This window comes from Streptomyces sp. NBC_00193, assembly GCF_026342735.1.
GTDB lineage: Bacteria > Actinomycetota > Actinomycetes > Streptomycetales > Streptomycetaceae > Streptomyces > Streptomyces stoeckheimensis.
The window spans coordinates 1,526,372-1,543,725 of the sequence record NZ_JAPEMM010000001.1 but is presented as its reverse complement, the minus strand read 5'-3'; the positions used below and the strand labels follow the sequence as shown (position 1 = coordinate 1,543,725).

Annotated in this window: 17 protein-coding genes; 7 read left to right on the top strand and 10 right to left on the bottom strand. The window is 71.2% G+C overall.

From position 1 onward, the window contains the following. Window positions 1-26: 26 nt before the first annotated feature. The gene (locus OG898_RS06395; RefSeq protein ID WP_250742769.1) at window positions 27-1,694 is read right to left on the bottom strand and encodes a fumarate hydratase; all 1,668 of its coding nucleotides are present in this window, start codon (window positions 1,692-1,694) and stop codon (window positions 27-29) included. Between the two features lie 150 nt (window positions 1,695-1,844). Between OG898_RS06395 and OG898_RS06390 the strand changes: the two genes are divergently transcribed. From OG898_RS06390 to OG898_RS06380, 3 genes are all read left to right on the top strand, one after another. Beyond that, on the top strand, window positions 1,845-2,531 hold the full coding sequence (locus OG898_RS06390; protein ID WP_250742768.1) for a DUF1707 domain-containing protein: 687 nt from the start codon (window positions 1,845-1,847) through the stop codon (window positions 2,529-2,531). Window positions 2,532-2,621: 90 nt separating this feature from the next. Beyond that, window positions 2,622-3,221 (top strand): TIGR03086 family metal-binding protein, encoded by a 600-nt coding sequence (locus tag OG898_RS06385; protein WP_266955523.1) that lies wholly within the window; start codon window positions 2,622-2,624, stop codon window positions 3,219-3,221. A 282-nt stretch (window positions 3,222-3,503) separates the two neighbouring features. Beyond that, window positions 3,504-3,791 (top strand): WhiB family transcriptional regulator, encoded by a 288-nt coding sequence (locus OG898_RS06380; protein ID WP_250742883.1) that lies wholly within the window; start codon window positions 3,504-3,506, stop codon window positions 3,789-3,791. 103 nt (window positions 3,792-3,894) lie between these two features. Here the strand turns inward: OG898_RS06380 and glpX are convergent, their stop codons facing one another. Then, a complete protein-coding gene (gene glpX / locus OG898_RS06375; RefSeq protein ID WP_250742766.1) occupies window positions 3,895-4,926 on the bottom strand; it encodes a class II fructose-bisphosphatase in 1,032 nt (343 codons plus the stop codon). Window positions 4,927-5,137: 211 nt separating this feature from the next. Here glpX and OG898_RS06370 point away from each other — a divergent pair, with 211 nt between their 5' ends. Beyond that, window positions 5,138-5,656, top strand: a complete 519-nt coding sequence (locus OG898_RS06370; protein WP_250742882.1) for a DUF4245 domain-containing protein — start codon at window positions 5,138-5,140, stop codon at window positions 5,654-5,656. Between the two features lie 96 nt (window positions 5,657-5,752). Here the strand turns inward: OG898_RS06370 and OG898_RS06365 are convergent, their stop codons facing one another. The 4 genes from OG898_RS06365 to OG898_RS06350 all read right to left on the bottom strand — a co-directional run bounded on the left by OG898_RS06365 (window position 5,753) and on the right by OG898_RS06350 (window position 9,479). Further along, window positions 5,753-6,343 (bottom strand): malonic semialdehyde reductase, encoded by a 591-nt coding sequence (locus tag OG898_RS06365; RefSeq protein ID WP_250742765.1) that lies wholly within the window; start codon window positions 6,341-6,343, stop codon window positions 5,753-5,755. A 99-nt stretch (window positions 6,344-6,442) separates the two neighbouring features. Beyond that, window positions 6,443-6,670, bottom strand: a complete 228-nt coding sequence (locus tag OG898_RS06360) for an exodeoxyribonuclease VII small subunit (RefSeq protein ID WP_250742764.1) — start codon at window positions 6,668-6,670, stop codon at window positions 6,443-6,445. 133 nt (window positions 6,671-6,803) lie between these two features. Beyond that, window positions 6,804-8,021, bottom strand: a complete 1,218-nt coding sequence (gene xseA, locus OG898_RS06355; RefSeq protein ID WP_266955520.1) for an exodeoxyribonuclease VII large subunit — start codon at window positions 8,019-8,021, stop codon at window positions 6,804-6,806. Between the two features lie 9 nt (window positions 8,022-8,030). Beyond that, a complete protein-coding gene (locus tag OG898_RS06350; protein ID WP_266955518.1) occupies window positions 8,031-9,479 on the bottom strand; it encodes an APC family permease in 1,449 nt (482 codons plus the stop codon). Between the two features lie 87 nt (window positions 9,480-9,566). Here OG898_RS06350 and OG898_RS06345 point away from each other — a divergent pair, with 87 nt between their 5' ends. Both OG898_RS06345 and ppgK read left to right on the top strand, forming a co-directional pair. Continuing rightward, window positions 9,567-10,595 carry a 4-hydroxy-3-methylbut-2-enyl diphosphate reductase gene (locus OG898_RS06345; RefSeq protein ID WP_266955516.1) on the top strand — a complete coding sequence of 343 codons (1,029 nt, stop codon included), beginning with the start codon at window positions 9,567-9,569 and terminating at the stop codon, window positions 10,593-10,595. A 49-nt stretch (window positions 10,596-10,644) separates the two neighbouring features. Continuing rightward, complete coding sequence (ppgK, locus tag OG898_RS06340; RefSeq protein WP_250742760.1) at window positions 10,645-11,391, top strand: polyphosphate--glucose phosphotransferase; 747 nt, start codon at window positions 10,645-10,647, stop codon at window positions 11,389-11,391. A 27-nt stretch (window positions 11,392-11,418) separates the two neighbouring features. On the opposite strand, the gene OG898_RS06335 is transcribed toward ppgK, so the two are convergent. Beyond that, the gene (locus OG898_RS06335; protein WP_250742881.1) at window positions 11,419-11,808 is read right to left on the bottom strand and encodes a DUF6542 domain-containing protein; all 390 of its coding nucleotides are present in this window, start codon (window positions 11,806-11,808) and stop codon (window positions 11,419-11,421) included. 212 nt (window positions 11,809-12,020) lie between these two features. On the opposite strand from OG898_RS06335, the gene ychF reads away from it, so the two are divergent. Next, on the top strand, window positions 12,021-13,109 hold the full coding sequence (ychF, locus tag OG898_RS06330; RefSeq protein ID WP_266955513.1) for a redox-regulated ATPase YchF: 1,089 nt from the start codon (window positions 12,021-12,023) through the stop codon (window positions 13,107-13,109). Window positions 13,110-13,171: 62 nt separating this feature from the next. Here ychF and OG898_RS06325 read toward each other — a convergent pair whose 3' ends face one another. From OG898_RS06325 to OG898_RS06315, 3 genes are read right to left on the bottom strand one after another with little or no spacing between them, the layout of a single operon-like run. Continuing rightward, the gene (locus OG898_RS06325; protein WP_250750585.1) at window positions 13,172-14,362 is read right to left on the bottom strand and encodes a hypothetical protein; all 1,191 of its coding nucleotides are present in this window, start codon (window positions 14,360-14,362) and stop codon (window positions 13,172-13,174) included. Beyond that, window positions 14,359-16,365: a hypothetical protein gene (locus OG898_RS06320; RefSeq protein ID WP_250750586.1), complete on the bottom strand. Its 2,007-nt coding sequence runs from the start codon at window positions 16,363-16,365 to the stop codon at window positions 14,359-14,361. Before OG898_RS06320 ends, OG898_RS06325 begins: the two co-directional genes overlap by 4 nt. Continuing rightward, window positions 16,365-17,156: a toll/interleukin-1 receptor domain-containing protein gene (locus tag OG898_RS06315; protein WP_250750587.1), complete on the bottom strand. Its 792-nt coding sequence runs from the start codon at window positions 17,154-17,156 to the stop codon at window positions 16,365-16,367. The genes OG898_RS06320 and OG898_RS06315 overlap by 1 nt, the downstream gene beginning before the upstream one ends. Between the last annotated feature and the right edge of the window lie 198 nt (window positions 17,157-17,354).

The following is a 17,354-nucleotide window of genomic DNA, read 5'->3' as shown; positions in this document are numbered from 1 at the left end:
CGCCCCGCCCCGGTGGCAGTGAGTCGTTACGCCAGGCCCGGGCCGCGGACCGGGATGTGGGTGAAGGTGGGTTCCGGGGCCGGGTTCTGGAAGAAGTCGTTGCCCTTGTCGTCGACCACGATGAAGGCCGGGAAGTCTTCGACCTCGATCTTCCAGACGGCTTCCATGCCGAGCTCCTCGTACTCCAGGACCTCGACCTTCTTGATGCAGTCCTGGGCGAGGCGGGCCGCCGGGCCGCCGATGGAGCCGAGGTAGAAGCCGCCGTGCTTGCCGCACGCGTCGGTGACCTGCTGGGAGCGGTTGCCCTTGGCCAGCATGACCTTGGAGCCGCCCGCCGCCTGGAACTGCTCGACGTAGGAGTCCATGCGGCCGGCCGTGGTCGGGCCGAAGGAGCCGGACGCGTAGCCCTCGGGGGTCTTCGCGGGGCCCGCGTAGTAGACCGGGTGGTCCTTCAGGTACTGCGGCATCTCCGCGCCCGAGTCGAGGAGTTCCTTGATCTTGGCGTGGGCGATGTCGCGGGCCACGACCAGCGGGCCGGTCAGGGACAGGCGGGTCTTGACCGGGTGCTGGGTGAGGGTCGCGAGGATTTCGTCCATCGGCTGGTTCAGGTCGATCGAGACCACGTCCGCGGCATCGGACAGGTGCTCGTCCGTCGTCTCCGGGAGGAAGCGCGCCGGGTCCCGCTCCAGCTGCTCCAGGAAGACGCCCTCGGCGGTGATCTTCGCGGTGGCCTGGCGGTCCGCGGAGCAGGAGACGGCGATCGCGATCGGGAGGGACGCGCCGTGGCGGGGCAGGCGGACGACGCGGACGTCGTGGCAGAAGTACTTGCCGCCGAACTGCGCGCCGATGCCGATCTTCTGGGTGAGCTCGAAGACCTGCTGCTCCAGGGCCTCGTCGCGGAAGCCGTGGCCCAGGGGGGAGCCCTCGGTGGGCAGCTCGTCCAGGTAGTGGGCGGAGGCGTACTTCGCGGTCTTCAGGGCGTGCTCCGCCGAGGTGCCGCCGACCACGATCGCCAGGTGGTACGGCGGGCAGGCCGCCGTGCCGAGCGAGCGGATCTTCTCTTCCAGGAACTTCATCATGGAGGCCTCGTTGAGGACCGCCTTGGTCTCCTGGTAGAGGAAGGACTTGTTGGCGGAGCCGCCGCCCTTGGCCATGAAGAGGAACTTGTACGCGCCGCCGTCGGTCGCGTACAGCTCGATCTGCGCGGGCAGGTTCGAGCCGGTGTTCTTCTCCTCCCACATGGTGACCGGGGCCATCTGCGAGTAGCGCAGGTTCAGGCGGGTGTAGGCGTCGTAGATGCCGCGGGAGAGGGCTTCCTCGTCGCCGCCGGAGGTCAGGACGTTCTGGCCGCGCTTGCCCATCACGATCGCCGTGCCCGTGTCCTGGCACATCGGCAGGACGCCGGCCGCGGCGATGTTCGCGTTCTTCAGGAGGTCGAGGGCGACGAACTTGTCGTTCGCCGAGGCCTCGGGGTCGTCGATGATGCGGCGCAGCTGCGCGAGGTGCGCGGGGCGCAGGAAGTGCTGGATGTCGTGGATGGCCTCTTCGGCGAGCTTGCGCAGCGCCTCCGGCTCGACCTTGAGGAACGTACGGCCGTCGGCCTCGAAGGTCGAGACGCCTTCGGAGGTCACCAGCCGGTAGGGGGTGGAGTCCTCGCCCAGGGGCAGCAGGTCGGTGTACGCAAACTCTGGCATGACGGCAGTCATTCCCTCACTCGGCAGACGGCGCTGACGACCGTTTGGCAGCGCGGTATCCAGCGTAGGACCTCTTCCGGTGGCTTTTGTTGTGAGGTAAGGCTCACTGCCCAGTATCGCGATCTATCGTGTCTCGCTATGCTGGGGCGCGTGGACCTGGAAAAGCAGCCCTCATCCGCGCCGGCCCCCGCGCCGGCTCCCGCGCCCGCCCCCGGGCTGCGCGCCTCCGACGCGGACCGGGACCGGATCGCGCAGATCCTCGCCGACGCCGTCGCCGAGGGCCGGCTGACCGCCGAGGAGCACTCCGACCGGCTCGACTCGCTGTACGCGGTGAAGACGGTCGGCGAGCTGGACGTGCTCGTACGGGACCTGCCCGCGCCCGGCGCCGGCACCCGCCAGGAGGCGTTGTACCGGGCCGTGGGCGCCCCGGCGGGAGCCCCGGTCGAGACGGTCGTGGCCGTGTGCAGCAGCTCCTCCCGCAAGGGCCGCTGGCGGCCGGGCGCGCACACCCGCGCGGTCTCCGTCCTCGGCGACATCAGCATCGACCTGACCCAGGCCGTCTTCGAGCAGCAGGTCACCGAGATCAACGTGACCAGCATCCTCGGCAACGTCGAGATCCTGGTCCCGGAGAACGTCACCCTGCGCGGCTACGGCAGCGGGGTCCTCGGCAACTTCGAGGTGCGGGGCGAGGGGCGCGGCGAGACCGACCCGCAGGCCCCGGTCGTGATCGTCCGCGGCTTCGCGCTGCTGGGCAACATCGAGGCCCGCCCCAAGCTGGGAGCCCGCCTGGTGGACCTGGCGAACCGGCTCCGCAAGGGCCGGGAGGGCGCGCTCTGAGCTTGGGGCTCCGAGGCTCTGAGGTCGACACGTCGGCAACTGGCGCTGAAATCAGCCCCTTTGGCCGGTAGGTGTCCGTAGGGTCGGCCCATGACCGCATCCAAGTGGGACCTTCTCGACCAGGCATACGACGCGCTGCGCTCGGTCGTGGGCGCCATACCGGCCGATGCCCTCGGCGCACCGACGCCGTGCGACCAGTGGAATGTCGGCCAAGTGCTCCAGCACGCGGCCGGCGACCAGCTCGCCTACGCGGGCCGCCTCACCGGCGGGCCGGGACCGGCCGAGGACCCCTTCGCACCCACCGGCACCCTGGCCGGCAGCCCCGCGGAGCTGCTGGAGCCCGCCCTCGCCGCCGGCGCCGAGGCCTTCGCCGGGGTCCTGCCGGGCACCGCCGAGGTGGCCGTGCCGCTGCCCCCGTTCACCCTCGACGCCGAGACCGCGGTCGCCGCGGCCGCCCTCGACGCCGCCGTCCACGCCTGGGACCTCGCGGTCGCCACCGGCCAGGCCTCCCCGCTCACCCCCGCCCTCGCGGCGGCGCTGAGCCCGGCCGCCCGGCTGCTCGCCGAGCCGCTGCGCGGGTTCGCGTACGCCCCGGCGCTCGCTCCCGCGCCCGATCCGGACGCAGATCCGGCCGGTGCGCTGCTCGCCTTCCTGGGCCGCCGCAGCGACTGGACGCCGCCCGGCGCGTGACGTCCGGGTGACGGGCGCGGGGCCGGGAGGGGTCGCACGGGGTGGGCCGGGAGCGGGCCGGGGGGCGGTGCGAGCGGGAGCACCTTTCGGTCGAACCGGCCGGATCGGCGGCACTCGGTGCATAGGGGCGCGCACAGCGGGTAGGGACAGGTGCGTCGCCTCTCTCGCTCGCGTATACGTCGTCAGGAGTAGACCGTGCCGCATCCGCCGCGCCAGTCCCTGCAGGTAGCCGCCGTCCAGAGTCTTCAGGGGCGCCCGGCGGCGGTCGTCCCGAAGCCGCGGGTGCCGGCCAGGGAAGAGGACGGCCCATGGCACGCGGACGCGGTGTGCCGGCGCGACGAGGCCGGGCTGTTCTTCGCCCCGTCCAAGGAGCCGACCGCCGCCCGGCTGTCCCGCGAGGACGCCGCCAAGCGGGTCTGCGCCCGCTGTCCCGTCATGGTCGCCTGCCGGGAGCACGCACTGATCCAGCCCGAGCCCTACGGAGTGTGGGGCGGGCTGACGGCCGCCGAGCGCCGGGTGGTGCTGGCCCGCCGGCGGCGCCGGGCGGGGGAGCTGCGCGAAGCCTCGTAGGCCTGTCCGGAGCCTCGCAACCGGACACACGGAAGGGGCGCCCCCGCCGCACGCGGGAGCGCCCCTTCCGTGATGCCGTGCCGCCGGCGTCCTGCTCGGCGGTCTACTTGGCGCGGTCGAAGTCGATCGCGCTGTACGCGCGGAGCTTCGAGAGGCGGTGGGTCGAGTCGATCTGGCGGATCGTGCCCGACTTCGAGCGCATGACCAGCGAGGACGTCGTCGCGGTCTCGGAGCGGTAGTGGACGCCGCGCAGCAGCTCGCCGTCCGTGATGCCGGTGGCGACGAAGAACACGTTGTCGCCGGAGACCAGGTCGTTCGTGAACAGGACGCGGTCCAGGTCGTGGCCCGCGTCGATCGCCTTCTGGCGCTCGGCCTCGTCCTTGGGCCACAGCTTGCCCTGGATGGTGCCGCCCATGCACTTGATCGCGCAGGCCGAGATGATGCCCTCGGGGGTGCCGCCGATGCCGAGCAGCAGGTCGATGCCGCTGTCCTCCGTCACGGCCAGGACCGAGCCGGCGACGTCACCGTCGGAGATGAACTTGATGCGCGCGCCGGTCTCGCGGATCTCCTTGACGATGCCCTCGTGGCGGGGGCGGTCCAGGATGATCACCGTGACGTCTTCCACGGCCATGTTCTTGGCCTTGGCGACGCGGCGGATGTTGACGGAGACCGGGGCGTTGATGTCGACGAAGTCGGCGGCCTCGGGACCGGTGACCAGCTTCTCCATGTAGAACACCGCGGACGGGTCGAACATGGTGCCGCGGTCGGCGGCGGCCAGCACGGCGATGGCGTTCGGCATGCCCTTGGCGTTCAGGGTGGTGCCGTCGATGGGGTCCACGGCGATGTCGACCTCGGCACCGGTGCCGTCGCCGACCCGCTCGCCGTTGAAGAGCATCGGGGCTTCGTCCTTCTCGCCCTCGCCGATGACGACGACGCCGTTCATCGAAACGGTGGAGATCAGGGTCCGCATCGCGTTGACGGCGGCGCCGTCGGCGCCGAGCTTGTCACCGCGTCCGACCCAGCGGCCCGCGGCCATGGCGGCGGCCTCGGTCACCCGTACGAGTTCCAGGGCGAGGTTGCGGTCGGGTGCCTCCGGAGAGACTTCGAGCTGGGGCGGCAGGTTGTGCTCGGTCATCGGAGCGCACCTTTCTGTACGGCGACGGCCGGGAGTGAGGGTCCCTGGACTCTATCGGTACGTCGACATATTGAGCAGACCGGGTCACGTATGAGCGCCATATCGGTCAGCTGATTGTCCTGAGCGGACATCTTGCGCCGCCCGTGGCGCGCCATTGCGACCCCGGCGGTGATCGCCCGGGGGCATGCGGGACGATGGTGTCGTGGCAGGTATGAAGGGCAAGCAGACGGTCGTGGACATGATCCGGTCCCTCGCGGTGATCGGGCTCGTGGTCGGGGGGATCTATTTGGTCATCCCACATGACGAGAAGGCCGATCCGACGAAGGTGGTCGACTACCGCGTCGAAAGCCTCACGGCCCGGCGCGCGGCCCCGTACCCCGTGGCGGTGCCCGTCGGGCTGCCGCCGGAGTGGCGGGCGACCTCGGTGGGATACACGCGCAAGGAGGCCAGCGCCTGGCACCTGGGATTCCTGGACCCGGCGCAGCAGTACGTGGCGGTGGAGCAGTCCGCGGACGCCACGGACAAGTACATCGGGAAGGTCACCCGGAAGGCGACGGCCACCGGGGAGACCCAGCAGGTCGGCGACCAGGTCTGGGAGCGCTGGGACGGCGAGAAGTACGACGCCCTCGTGCGGCGCGAGCAGGGCTACGTCACGGTGGTGACCGGGACGGCCTCCTTCGAGCAGCTCGGCGCGATGGCGGCGGCGCTGGAGTTCAAGCAGGGCTCGTAGCGCGCAGTTCGTAGTTCGTAGGCCGAAGCGAAAAGGCCGCGCTCCCCGGGATCCGGGGAGCGCGGCCTTTCGTGTTCACTGCCTGTGGGGCTGGGCTCAGACGGTCGTGATGACCTGGTCGAACTCCAGGCGCGGGGAGCGCGGGAACCAGGCGTCCTCGCCCGGCTTGCCGATGTTGATGACCATCAGCGGGGTGTGGTCGCCGTCCAGGAACTCCTTCTGGATGCCGGCGAAGTCCAGGCCGGTCATCGGGCCGGCGGCCAGGCCGGCGGCGCGGACGCCGATGATGAAGTACGCGGCCTGCAGCGCGGAGTTGACCAGCGCGGACTGCTCGCGGACCGGGCGCTCGGAGAAGAAGGCGTCCTTGGCCTGCGGGAAGTGCGGGAGCAGCTGCGGGAGCTCCTCGTGGAACTCGTTGTCCGCGGACAGGATCGCGACCAGCGGTGCGGCGGCGGTCTTGGCCTGGTTGCCCTCGGCCATGTGCTTCACGAGGCGCTCGCGGGCCTCGGGGGAGCGGACCAGGGTGATGCGCAGCGGCGTCTGGTTGAAGGCGGTCGGGCCGAACTTCACCAGGTCGTAGATCGCCTGGACCTGCTCCTCGGTCACCGGCTCGTCGGAGAACGTGTTGGCGGTGCGGGCCTCGCGGAAGAGGAGGTCCTGAGCGGCGGCGTCGAGAACGAGAGACATCGAAAAGCCTTCTTCTGTGCGGGACTGCTGAAGCGATGTCCTGAGACTACGACGGAGATAGGTGAAAGTTCAACTAAATTTCGGAGCGGGTGAGCGAGATCACTCCCCGCCGGCGCCCTCCGCCGCCTCGCGCGCCGCCAGCGCCGAGTCCAGCCGGGCGCGGGCCCCCTCCAGCCAGTGGCGGCACACCTTCGCGAGCTCCTCGCCGCGCTCCCAGAGCGCGAGGGAGTCCTCCAGCGAGGTGCCGCCGGCCTCCAGCTTGCGGACGACCTCGATCAGTTCGTCCCGGGCCTGCTCGTACCCCAGCGCCGTATCGGTCTCGGCCATTCCCGCTCCCACCTTAACTCTGAAGATCAACAAATTGTTGCGACAGTGTGTCGCGTTTCGGGCTCCCTACGCGGCCCTGCGCGCGGCCCTGTGCGGGGCCCTGTGCGGGGCCTGTGCGGGCCCTGTGCGGGCCCTATGCGGGGTCCTCCGCGACCTCCACCGAGAACGCGCCCTCCGCCACGCGCGCCCGCAGCACGTCGCCCGCCGACACGTCCTCGGGCGAGCGCACCACGTGCCCGTCGGCCCGCTGCAGCACCGCGTACCCGCGCTCCAGGGTGGCGGCCGGGGACAGCGCCACCACGCGGGCGAGGGTGTGCGCCAGCTCCGAATCGGCCCGGTCCAGCAAGTGCCCCAGGGTCCGGCGGCTGCGCGCCAGCAGCGCGTCCACCTCCGCCTCCCGGGTCTCCACCATCCGCTGGGGGTGGATGAAGACCGGCCGCGCGAGCGCGTGGGCGAGCCCCCGCTCCTCCCGGTCGAGCAGCCCGCGCACGGCGCGCAGCCCCCGGCCCTGCAGCTGGCGCACCCGCTCCAGCTCCTCGCCGACGTCCGGGACCACCTTCTTCGCCGCGTCCGTGGGCGTGGATGCGCGCAGGTCCGCGACCAGGTCGAGCAGTGGGGAGTCCGGCTCGTGCCCGATCGCCGAGACCACGGGGGTACGGGCCGCCGCGACGGTCCGTACGACCTCCTCGTCGGAGAAGGGCAGCAGGTCCTCCACGCTGCCGCCGCCGCGGGCCACGATGATCACGTCGACCTCGGGCATCGAGTCCAGCTCCTTGACCGCCTGGATCACCTGGGGCACCGCGTGCACCCCCTGGACGGCGACGTTGCGGACCTCGAAGCGGACCGCCGGCCACCTGCGCCGGGCGTTCTCCAGCACGTCGCGCTCGGCCGCCGAGGCGCGCCCGACCACCAGCCCGATCAGCTGCGGCAGGAACGGCAGCGGCTTCTTGCGGTCCAGCGCGAAGAGTCCCTCGGAGGCGAGGGAGCGCTTGAGCCGCTCCAGCCGGGCGAGCAGCTCGCCGATGCCCACGGGCCGTATCTCGGTGGCCCGCAGGGACAGCTGCCCGCGCGGGGCGTACCACTCGGGCTTGGCCAGGACGACGACGCGCGCGCCCTCCGTCACGGAGTCCGCGACCTCGTCGAAGACCTGCCGGAAGCAGGTCACGCTGAGGGAGATGTCGTGCGAGGGATCGCGCAGCGTCAGGAAGACCACCCCCGCTCCCGGCCGCCGCGAGAGCTGCGTGATCTGCCCTTCCACCCACACCTGGCCGAGCTTGTCGATCCAGCCCCCGATGAGCCGGGACACCTGACCGACCGGCAGCGGCGCGTCAGCCGACGAATTCAGACCCATGCACGCAGGCTAACCGCCCGCACCGACACCGGCGTCGGGCCGGGAGCCTTCGTCCTCCCCGCGTCGCCCGCGCTGGGCCACCAGGACGCCCAGGCCCACCAGCAGCCACACCGCCCCCACCAGTTGCGCCGTCCACGAGGCCTCGACGATCACCGCGATGGTCACGGCGGCGCCGAGGACCGGGATCACCAGGTGCTTGAACCAGTTCGGAGCCCCCTCGCGGCGCTTGACCACGAACCAGCCGACCACCGAGGCGTGCAGCAGCGTGAACGCCACCAGCGCCCCGATGTCGACCACCGACACCAGGTGGTCCAGCCCGTCGTCGCGCCGGGCCGCCCACACGGCCGCGATCAGGGTGACCGTCGCCGCCACCAGCAGGGCCGGGCGCGGGGTCCCGTGCGAGGTGTGCGCCAGGGCGCGGGGCAGCCGCCGCTCGCGGGCCATCGCGAAGATCAGCCGGCCCGCCGCGGCCTGCCCGGCCAGGGCCGCGAAGGCGGCCCCGATGGCCTTGCTGACGGCGACCAGGTCGTGCAGCCACATCCCTACGGAGGCCTCGACCGTGGTGTAGAAGGCCGAGCCCTGCTTCCCCGGCTCGGCCGCCAGCTCCGCCGCCGACAGGGGGCTGAGGAGGGCCGCCAGGTAGGTCTGGGCGATGAACAGCACCCCGGTCAGCGCCAGGCAGAACAGCACCGCCCGCGCCACCTTGGCGCTGCCTCCGGTGACCTCCTCGGCGAAGGAGGCGATGGCGTCGAAGCCCAGGTAGGACAGGACCGCCACCGAGACCGCGCCGAGCACGGCGGCCATGGAGAAGCCGCCGAGCGAGCCGTCCCCGGTGAAGGGGGAGAGCCAGGCGCGGTGCTCCGCGCCCCGGGCCAGTACCGTCACCGCCGAGACCAGGAACACCAGCAGCACCGCGATCTCCATGGCCAGCACGGCGAAGCCCACCCGCGCGGCGGCCCGTACGCCCCACAGGTTCAGCAGGGTGGTCACGACCACCGCCAGGGCCGTCCACACCCACCGGGAGACCTCCGGGACCAGGGCGTTCATGGCGATCCCGGAGAAGAGGTACGCGACCGCCGGGATCAGCAGGTAGTCGAGCATCGCCATCCAGCCGGCGATCAGCCCGGGACCCTCGCCGAGGCCCTTGCGGGCGTACGTGAAGACGGAGCCGGCCTGCGGGGCCACGCGCACCATCTGCGCGTAGGAGAAGGCCGTGAAGGCCATCGCGACGGTCGCGAAGAGGTAGACGAGGGCGACGGCGCCGTGCGATTTGGCGTCGAGGGTGCCGAAGACCCCGACCGGGGCCATGGGGGCGATGAAGAGCAGCCCGTAGACCACCAGGTCCCGGAAGCCGAGACTGCGGCGCAGCGAGGTGCCGGGCGCGGCGGACGGGCCGCCGGGCGGGCCGGAAGCGCCGGACGGGCCGGGCGGCGTACTGGGATCCGTCGCGGACGCCATCGTTCCTCCGGAGGTGTGGCCTGTGTGGATGTTCGACCCAGTTTCTGCCGAACGGGCGATCCCCGGCCTGCTGGACACCCCCGTACGATGGAGCCCATGACTGCTGACGCCCCCGCTCCCGCATCCCGCCGCGTTCTGCTGGCCGCCCCGCGCGGCTACTGCGCGGGCGTGGACCGAGCCGTGATCGCCGTCGAGAAGGCTCTCGAACAGTACGGCGCGCCGGTCTACGTGCGGCACGAGATCGTGCACAACAAGTACGTCGTGAAGACGCTGGAGAACAAGGGCGCCATCTTCGTGGAGCGGACGGAGGAGGTTCCCGAGGGCTCCATCGTGATGTTCTCCGCGCACGGCGTGGCCCCGGTGGTGCACGAGGAGGCGGCCCGCGGCAAGCTCGCGACGATCGACGCCACCTGCCCGCTGGTCACCAAGGTGCACAAGGAAGCGATCCGCTACGCGAACGAGGACTTCGACATCCTCCTCATCGGCCACGAGGGCCACGAGGAGGTCATCGGCACCTCCGGCGAGGCCCCGGACCACATCACGATCGTGGACGGCCCGCACGACGTGGAGAAGGTCACCGTCCGCGACGAGTCGAAGGTCGTCTGGCTGTCGCAGACCACCCTCTCCGTCGACGAGACGATGGAGACGGTCGACGCCCTGAAGACCAGGTTCCCGCTGCTCGTCTCGCCGCCGAGCGACGACATCTGCTACGCCACCTCGAACCGCCAGGAGGCGGTCAAGGTGATGGGCAAGGACTGCGACCTGGTCATCGTCGTCGGCTCCAAGAACTCCTCGAACTCCATCCGCCTCGTCGAGGTCGCCCTCGACGCGGGCGCGAAGGCCTCGTACCTGGTCGACTTCGCGAGCGAGATCGACGAGGCCTGGCTCCAGGGCGTCACCACCGTCGGTCTGACCTCGGGCGCCTCGGTGCCGGAGGTGCTCGTCGACGAGGTGCTGGAATGGCTCGCCGCGCGCGGGTACGGGGACGTGGAGATCGTCAAGACGGCCGAGGAGTCCATCGTCTTCTCCCTGCCCAAGGAACTGCGCCGCGACCTGCGCGCGGAGGCGGCGGAGCTCGTCGCCACGCCGGGCTCGGCGCCGGGCGCACAGAAGTAGGACCGTCCACGGCAGGGCGCTCCGGCGGGTCCTTCTCTACGGTGGATCCATGGAGATCTTCGGCGTGGACATCGGCGGTTCCGGGATCAAGGGCGCTCCCGTGGACCTGAACCGTGGCGACCTGGCGCAGGAGCGCCACAAGGTGCTGACACCGCAGCCGGCCACCCCCGACGGGGTGGCCGGCTGCGTCGTCGAGGTGGTGCGCCACTTCGACTGGGACGGCCCGGTGGGGGTGACCTTCCCGGGGGTGGTCACCGGCGGGGTGACCCGGTCGGCGGCCAACATGGACAAGGCCTGGGTCGGTGTGGACACGGCGGCGCTGCTCTCCTCGCGCCTGGACGGCCGCCCGGTGACGGTCCTGAACGACGCGGACGCGGCCGGGGTCGCGGAGATGGCCTACGGGGCGGGGCGCGGGGTCGACGGCACCGTCATCCTGCTCACGCTGGGCACCGGGATCGGCAGCGCGCTCTTCACGGACGGGCACCTGGTGCCCAACAGCGAGCTGGGCCACCTGGAGCTGAAGGGCCACGACGCGGAGACGCGGGCCTCGGTGAAGGCGAAGGACGACGGGGACCTGACCTGGGAGCACTGGGCGCGCCGGGTCGGGAAGTACCTGGCGCACGTGGAGATGCTGTTCTCCCCGGACCTCTTCATCATCGGCGGGGGCGTGAGCCGCAAGCCGGACAAGTTCCTGCCGCTGATCGAGGGGGTCCGGGCACGGATCGTGCCGGCGGAGCTGCAGAACAACGCGGGCATCGTGGGCGCGGCGATGGCGGCGCGCTCGGCGGCGCAGTAGGCACTGCCGTCCTCGTGCTGCCGCCGCTCACGCGACGCGTCGGGGCATCCGCCGGCGGCCGATGAGGACGGCCTTGCGCACCACCGTGATCAGCGCGGCCACGAGCGTGCCGGCGTACAGCCAGCCGGCGTGCAGGGACAGCGCGGACACCAGCCCCATCACCTCGCCCGCGAAGCCGCCGGAGCCGCCCGACACGGGCCACACTCCGGCGGCGAAGGCGATCGGGGCGGTGATCGGCGCGGTGATCAGGTCGGCGGGCCGCACCCACAGGGCCGTGGCGGCCGCCACGGGCAGGAACAGCAGGCCGTAGACGAAGAGCGAGGCGTCGAACAGCAGCCAGTCGAGGCCGCCGATCAGGAACATCGCGGCGCAGGCGAAGAGCCCGCCGCCGAGCCCCGTCAGCCGGGGCCGGGGCAGCCGGCGTACCGGGGACCGCCCGGGGCCGGGGGTCCGCTCCGCTGGGTGACGTACCGTACGCGCCTTGTATCGCTCCACCCCCCAAAACTAGGCCGGGAGGCCGTCGATCGCGTGCCCGGACACGCGTACATCGGGGCCCCCTCATCGGAAAGTAAACTGTCCGGTGGCCCACTCCGGGCCGCCGCCCCCTCCAGCTACGGGAAGTCGCCAACGTGTCGCTCACGATCGGAATCGTCGGCCTGCCGAATGTCGGCAAGTCGACCCTGTTCAACGCCCTGACCAAGAACGACGTGCTGGCGGCCAACTACCCGTTCGCCACGATCGAGCCGAACGTCGGCGTCGTCGGCGTTCCGGACGCCCGCCTCGGCGTCCTGGCCGGCATCTTCGGCTCGCAGAAGCTCCTCCCGGCCACGGTCGACTTCGTCGACATCGCGGGCATCGTGCGCGGTGCGTCGGAGGGCGAGGGCCTCGGCAACAAGTTCCTCGCGAACATCCGCGAGTCGGACGCGATCTGCCAGGTCATCCGCGCCTTCAAGGACGAGAACGTCGTCCACGTCGACGGCAAGGTCTCGCCGAAGGACGACATCGAGACCATCAACACCGAGCTGATCCTCGCGGACCTCCAGTCCATCGAGAAGGCGGTGCCGCGCCTGACGAAGGAGTCCCGCCTCCAGAAGGAGAAGATCGCGGTCCTGGCGGCCGTCGAGAAGGCCGTGAAGATCCTCGAAGCGGGCGACACCCTCTTCTCGCACGGCATCACGAAGGGCACGGAGCAGGGCGACCTCCTCCACGAGCTCCACCTCCTCACGGTCAAGCCGTTCCTGTACGTCTTCAACGTGGACGAGGACGAGCTGACGGACGAGGCCTTCAAGGCCGAGCAGAGCGCGCTGGTGGCCCCGGCCGAGGCGATCTTCCTGAACGCCAAGCTGGAGGCCGAGCTCATCGAGCTCGACGACGACGAGGCCCTCGAGCTCCTCCAGTCGGTCGGCCAGGAGGAGCCGGGCATGGCCACCCTCGGCCGCGTCGGCTTCGCCACCCTGGGCCTGCAGACCTACCTGACGGCCGGCCCGAAGGAAACCCGCGCCTGGACCATCAAGAAGGGCGCCACCGCCCCCGAGGCCGCCGGCGTGATCCACACCGACTTCCAGCGCGGCTTCATCAAGGCGGAGATCATCTCCTTCGAGGACCTGGTCGCCTGCGGCTCGGTGGCCGAGGCCCGCGCCAAGGGCAAGGCCCGCATGGAAGGCAAGGACTACGTCATGCAGGACGGCGACGTGGTGGAGTTCCGCTTCAACGTGTAGTTGATCCGACATAAGGCCGTCTGACCTGCAGTGGAGTGGGTCGGGCGGCCTTTGCCGTCGGGTCAGCTGCCGGTCTCGTCCCGTGAGTGAGGCGCGGCGGGGCCGTGCGGGGTGTGCCGGCCCATGTTCTGCTCGGCCTCGTGGTTCTGCGCTTCCGGTGTGAATCCGTCCGTGTCCGTGTCCGTGTCTCTGTCCCCGTCGGCCGGAGGGGCGGCGTCGTACTCGTCTGGCGTGGGGAGAAGGGTCCGCCTGATCTCTTCGGCGGCATCGGGCAGTCCGGCCTCGTCCAGGGTCTGCGTCACACGGAGCACCAGCACCGTGTAGCCGTCCATGCCCGGTTTGAGGCCCATCGCGGTCAGTAGCTGGCCCAGTCGGTCGGATACCCCTGTTTCCTGCTCGTGATCGGGGCCGTCCCACCGTGAGGCGCCGACGGTAGTTTCGCTCCGGGTACCCGGGGGTGGCACGAGCAGGTGGCGGAACAGCTCGGACACCTCCTCGTCGTTGGCCGCCGCCGCGATCTGGGCGAGCGGGCCGATCATGTCGACCGCCTTCTCGATGTCGTCCTCGTGACGGGTGAGCCACCACACCACCGCGCTGCCCGCGCTCTTGAGCACGTCGTCACCGAAGTAGCGCCGCTTGTTGACCTCGTGCAGACGCTCGTGTTCCCAGACCTCCTCGTCCTTGCGGAGGTCATTCAGCTTCCGCAGGCGCTCACGGTCGGCCGGTGCGAGGGTCAGGGTCACGTCCGCGGCCAGGGCCCGTACCCGTCCGCCCAGGTCCGGGAGCGGGACGCCGAGCTCTCCCTCCAGCAGATATCGCGCGAAGCTCGCCCGGCCGGGTTCCTCGTGGCGGACGACCTCCATGGCCCGCCTGACGACCGAGGAGGCGGCGAGGACGGGGAAGGCGCCGTCGGACCGGCCGGCGTGGTCGGGGGTCGGCTTCCACCACACGGTGGCGGAGAACAGGAAGTCGTAGCCGTCCGCCGCGCTCGGTAGCGCCGCGTCGATCACCCGGGTCTCCTCGTACGGTTGCTCCGTCGGCAGTGTGGGCGGCTCGGGCGGCCCGGGTTCGTGTGGAGCGGCCGGCCTGCGGCCGCCGCTGGTGAGCTGCATCACGAGCAGCAGGGAGCCCGAGGCCGTGACCATGCACATGAAGCCCGACAGCCACACCGACCAGTGCAGCAGGTTTCCGAGTGCGGCCGGTGCGAGGCCGCAGAGAGCGACGAAGAGCAGGTGGGGAAGGCGGTGTCTCATCGTGCCTCTTCCGTGGTCCGTGATCCGGCTCCCGCACGCTCCGTGCGGGCGTACTGCGCGTCGTCGATGTGTTGTCGGAAGCGGGTGGCGACGGTTGCCCGGGACGGGTGGTGCGCAGGCCCCGCCCAGGCGTAGGCGATGGCGTACAGGCGGAGGAGAGCGGCACCGCGGCCGTGTGCCGCGCCGGCCATCGCGGCCAGCGCCGGCTCCTGGGCGCGGTCGCGAGCCACGGAGTCCAGCCAACTGGTCACCAGCGGCTTCCAGAGGTCCGTCGGTGGCTGGGAGAAGACGGCTTCCCAGCCCAGGGCCAGGTCCGGCCAGGGCGGCGGGACCGGAGCCCGGTCGCTGCGCAACAGCTCCGTGAGCAGCAGGATCCGGGACTGCGCCTCGTGCGGGTCCTGGCGGGGTGGGTACCGCAGGAGGCGATCGATCAGCAGCCGGTAGTGCCGGCGGTCGCGGCCGGCGAGATGGAGCAGGGCCTCCCGGGCCTCGCGCGCCGCCTCCCCCTTGCGTACGGCGAGGTGGCGGAGCCGCACCATCGCCTGATCCGGGTGTGTCGTGCCGAGGCTCCGCACGCAGGCCGCGGTCAGGACGCGGACGAGGCCTTCCGACGGGTCGCCGGACGTCACGGACTCGTACATCCGCTTGCGGAACCATCCTCCGAACCCGTCGTGCCCGAGGCCGAGTTCGAGGGCGGCCAGCGCTCGCGGATCGTAGGAGCCTCCGGTTTCGCCGGCCGCCCATTCGACCACGAGGTCGAAGACATCGGACGGACGTCCGGTGGCCAGGGACCGCTCGCCGAAGCGGATGGCGACGGTCACGCGGTCGTCGGTGGTGAGGCCTTGGAGTCCGGCGGCATCGGCGATCCAGTCCCTGAGGTCGTCGCGTATCCCGGGGAAGTTCGCCCAGAAGTAGTTCCGTACCGCGTCGGCGTAGGCCAGCCGGTCGAAGCGGAGCCGTCCTTCGGGGTCCCGCTCGATCCGGAGGGCCTTCAGCCGCGCCCCGAAATCCGTCCGGGCGAGCTCGGTCGTCGCCTCTTCGTCCTCGCGGCCCACCGTGCTCATCAGGCTCTGCCACGCCGCGTAGACGGTGTCGGCGTGGGTCCCCTCGAACACCGCCGCCGCGAGCAGCAGGGCCCGCTCCGGGGCGGCGCGCACCTCGGCCACCTGGCGGGCCACGTCACCAGCGCGGTCGGTCACCGCGTGCACCGCCTGATCGAGCCAGTCCGAGAAGCCGGCGCCGAACCGGCCGCTTTCGCGAGCCGTCCTCACCAGCCCCGCGAGCCGCGCCAGTTCCCGCATGGGGGAGCGGTCGTACAGGCGCTGGAGGTCGGCGCCCTCCAGATCCGCGGGACGGAAGGGCATCTGGTCCATGCGGAGGTACCGGGTGACGACGGCGATCCCCCGGGGGCGCCCCAGCTTTACCGTGTGCGGTTCGAGAAACGGCGAGTGGACGTGCTCCATGCCGTACGGCAGGACGACGACCATGTGCGCCCCCGCGGCCTGGACCTGTGCCCGGCGTACGTCCAGGAGGCGTTGGGCCTTCGCGTACGTCTCCTCGTCGGTGATGGTGGAGAGATCGAGGAGGAAGCGGTCCCCCTCGGTGGGAGGGAGAGCGGTCTCGTCTTCGGCTTCGTCCTTGTCGGTGGCTGGAAGCTCCTCGAACCGGCCCCCCTCATCGTCCCCGTCACAGGGCCCGTGCCCGTCCTCACCGAGACGATGCAACAGCATGATCGCCGCGGCGCGGCGGCCGCTGCCGGGCGGAGCCTCCAGCAGCACGACCGATCCGGGCTTCTCCAGCCGGTCTGCGGCAGTGCGGTAGTGCAACGGCGGTGCGAAGCGGTCGGCCAGGCGCACCCGGTCCTCGAGGGTGATGCGAAGGGACGCGACCTTCTTGCGGGTCATCCAGTCCGGGCCGATGCCGTAGTAGACGTTCTGGTGCCCCGAGCCGTTGTTCACCGGGCCGCGCGGATCGTTGACGGTGACGTTGTCCCGCTCCGTCATCACGCCTCGTCCGAGGACCGGCGCTCGCCCTCGAAGCGCTGGTGGACGGTACCGCTGTTGTCGCCCGCCGTGAACTGGACCCCAGTGTTGTCCCCCTCGAAGTGCGGTGCGTTGTACTGGCTTCCCCGACCGGTGTTCACGGGCCCCTGCGGCTCGTTGACGAAGGTGCCGGACAGATCGCCGTTGAGGTTTCCGATGCCGCCGCGTACACGCTGCTCGACGTCGCGCGTCCGCATCCTCGTGGGCCCGGCATCCGGGGCCCGGTTCTCGCGGGCCTTCGGCTCCGCCCGCTTCCGCGCCGCAGGGGCGTCCCGGTCGGCGGTCCCCAGCGCGGGCAGCTGCCGGGCGAGGGAGTCGCCGAGTGCCATCAGGCCTGCCTCGGCGTCGCGGTGGTCGAAGCGGCTGTACTGGCAGTCCGCCAGTCCCTGCAGATCCTCCGGGAGCATGGTGCGATCGATCCGTGTGGCCCTTCCTACGAGCACGGGGATCACCAGAGCCCCGCGGTCGAGCGCAGTCCGGATCTCACGGCGGGTCCAGTCCTGCTCGCTTTCGAGGGCGGGGCGGCCGTCGGTCCCCCGTACCTCTGCCCAGCGCGGGCCGATCACGGCGATGAGTGCTTCGCACTCCTCGACCGCGTCGACCAGTTCATCCGGGAAGCGGTGTCCGAGCTCGATCGAGTTGCTGGCGAAGAAGGTCCGCTCGCGGCCGAACCGGCGGGCCAGCTCCCGATCGATCAGGGTGGCCACGGATTCCTCATCGCCTGTGCGGTAGTTGACGAAGATGTCGTGCATGAAGGGTCCCTTCGTGAGAGGAAGACGCCCGGTCCGGCCGGGGCATGAGGTGCCGACCGCATGACCGCATGGCGTGTCCGCGGGAGGTTGTACGGATGGGGGCACACCGCTCCGTGCCGGGCGCGCACCGACCGAGGGCAACCCGAGCAGTCGCAAGTGCGGCGAGCCCGGGAAGCAGGGGAGTCCAAGGAGTCGAGG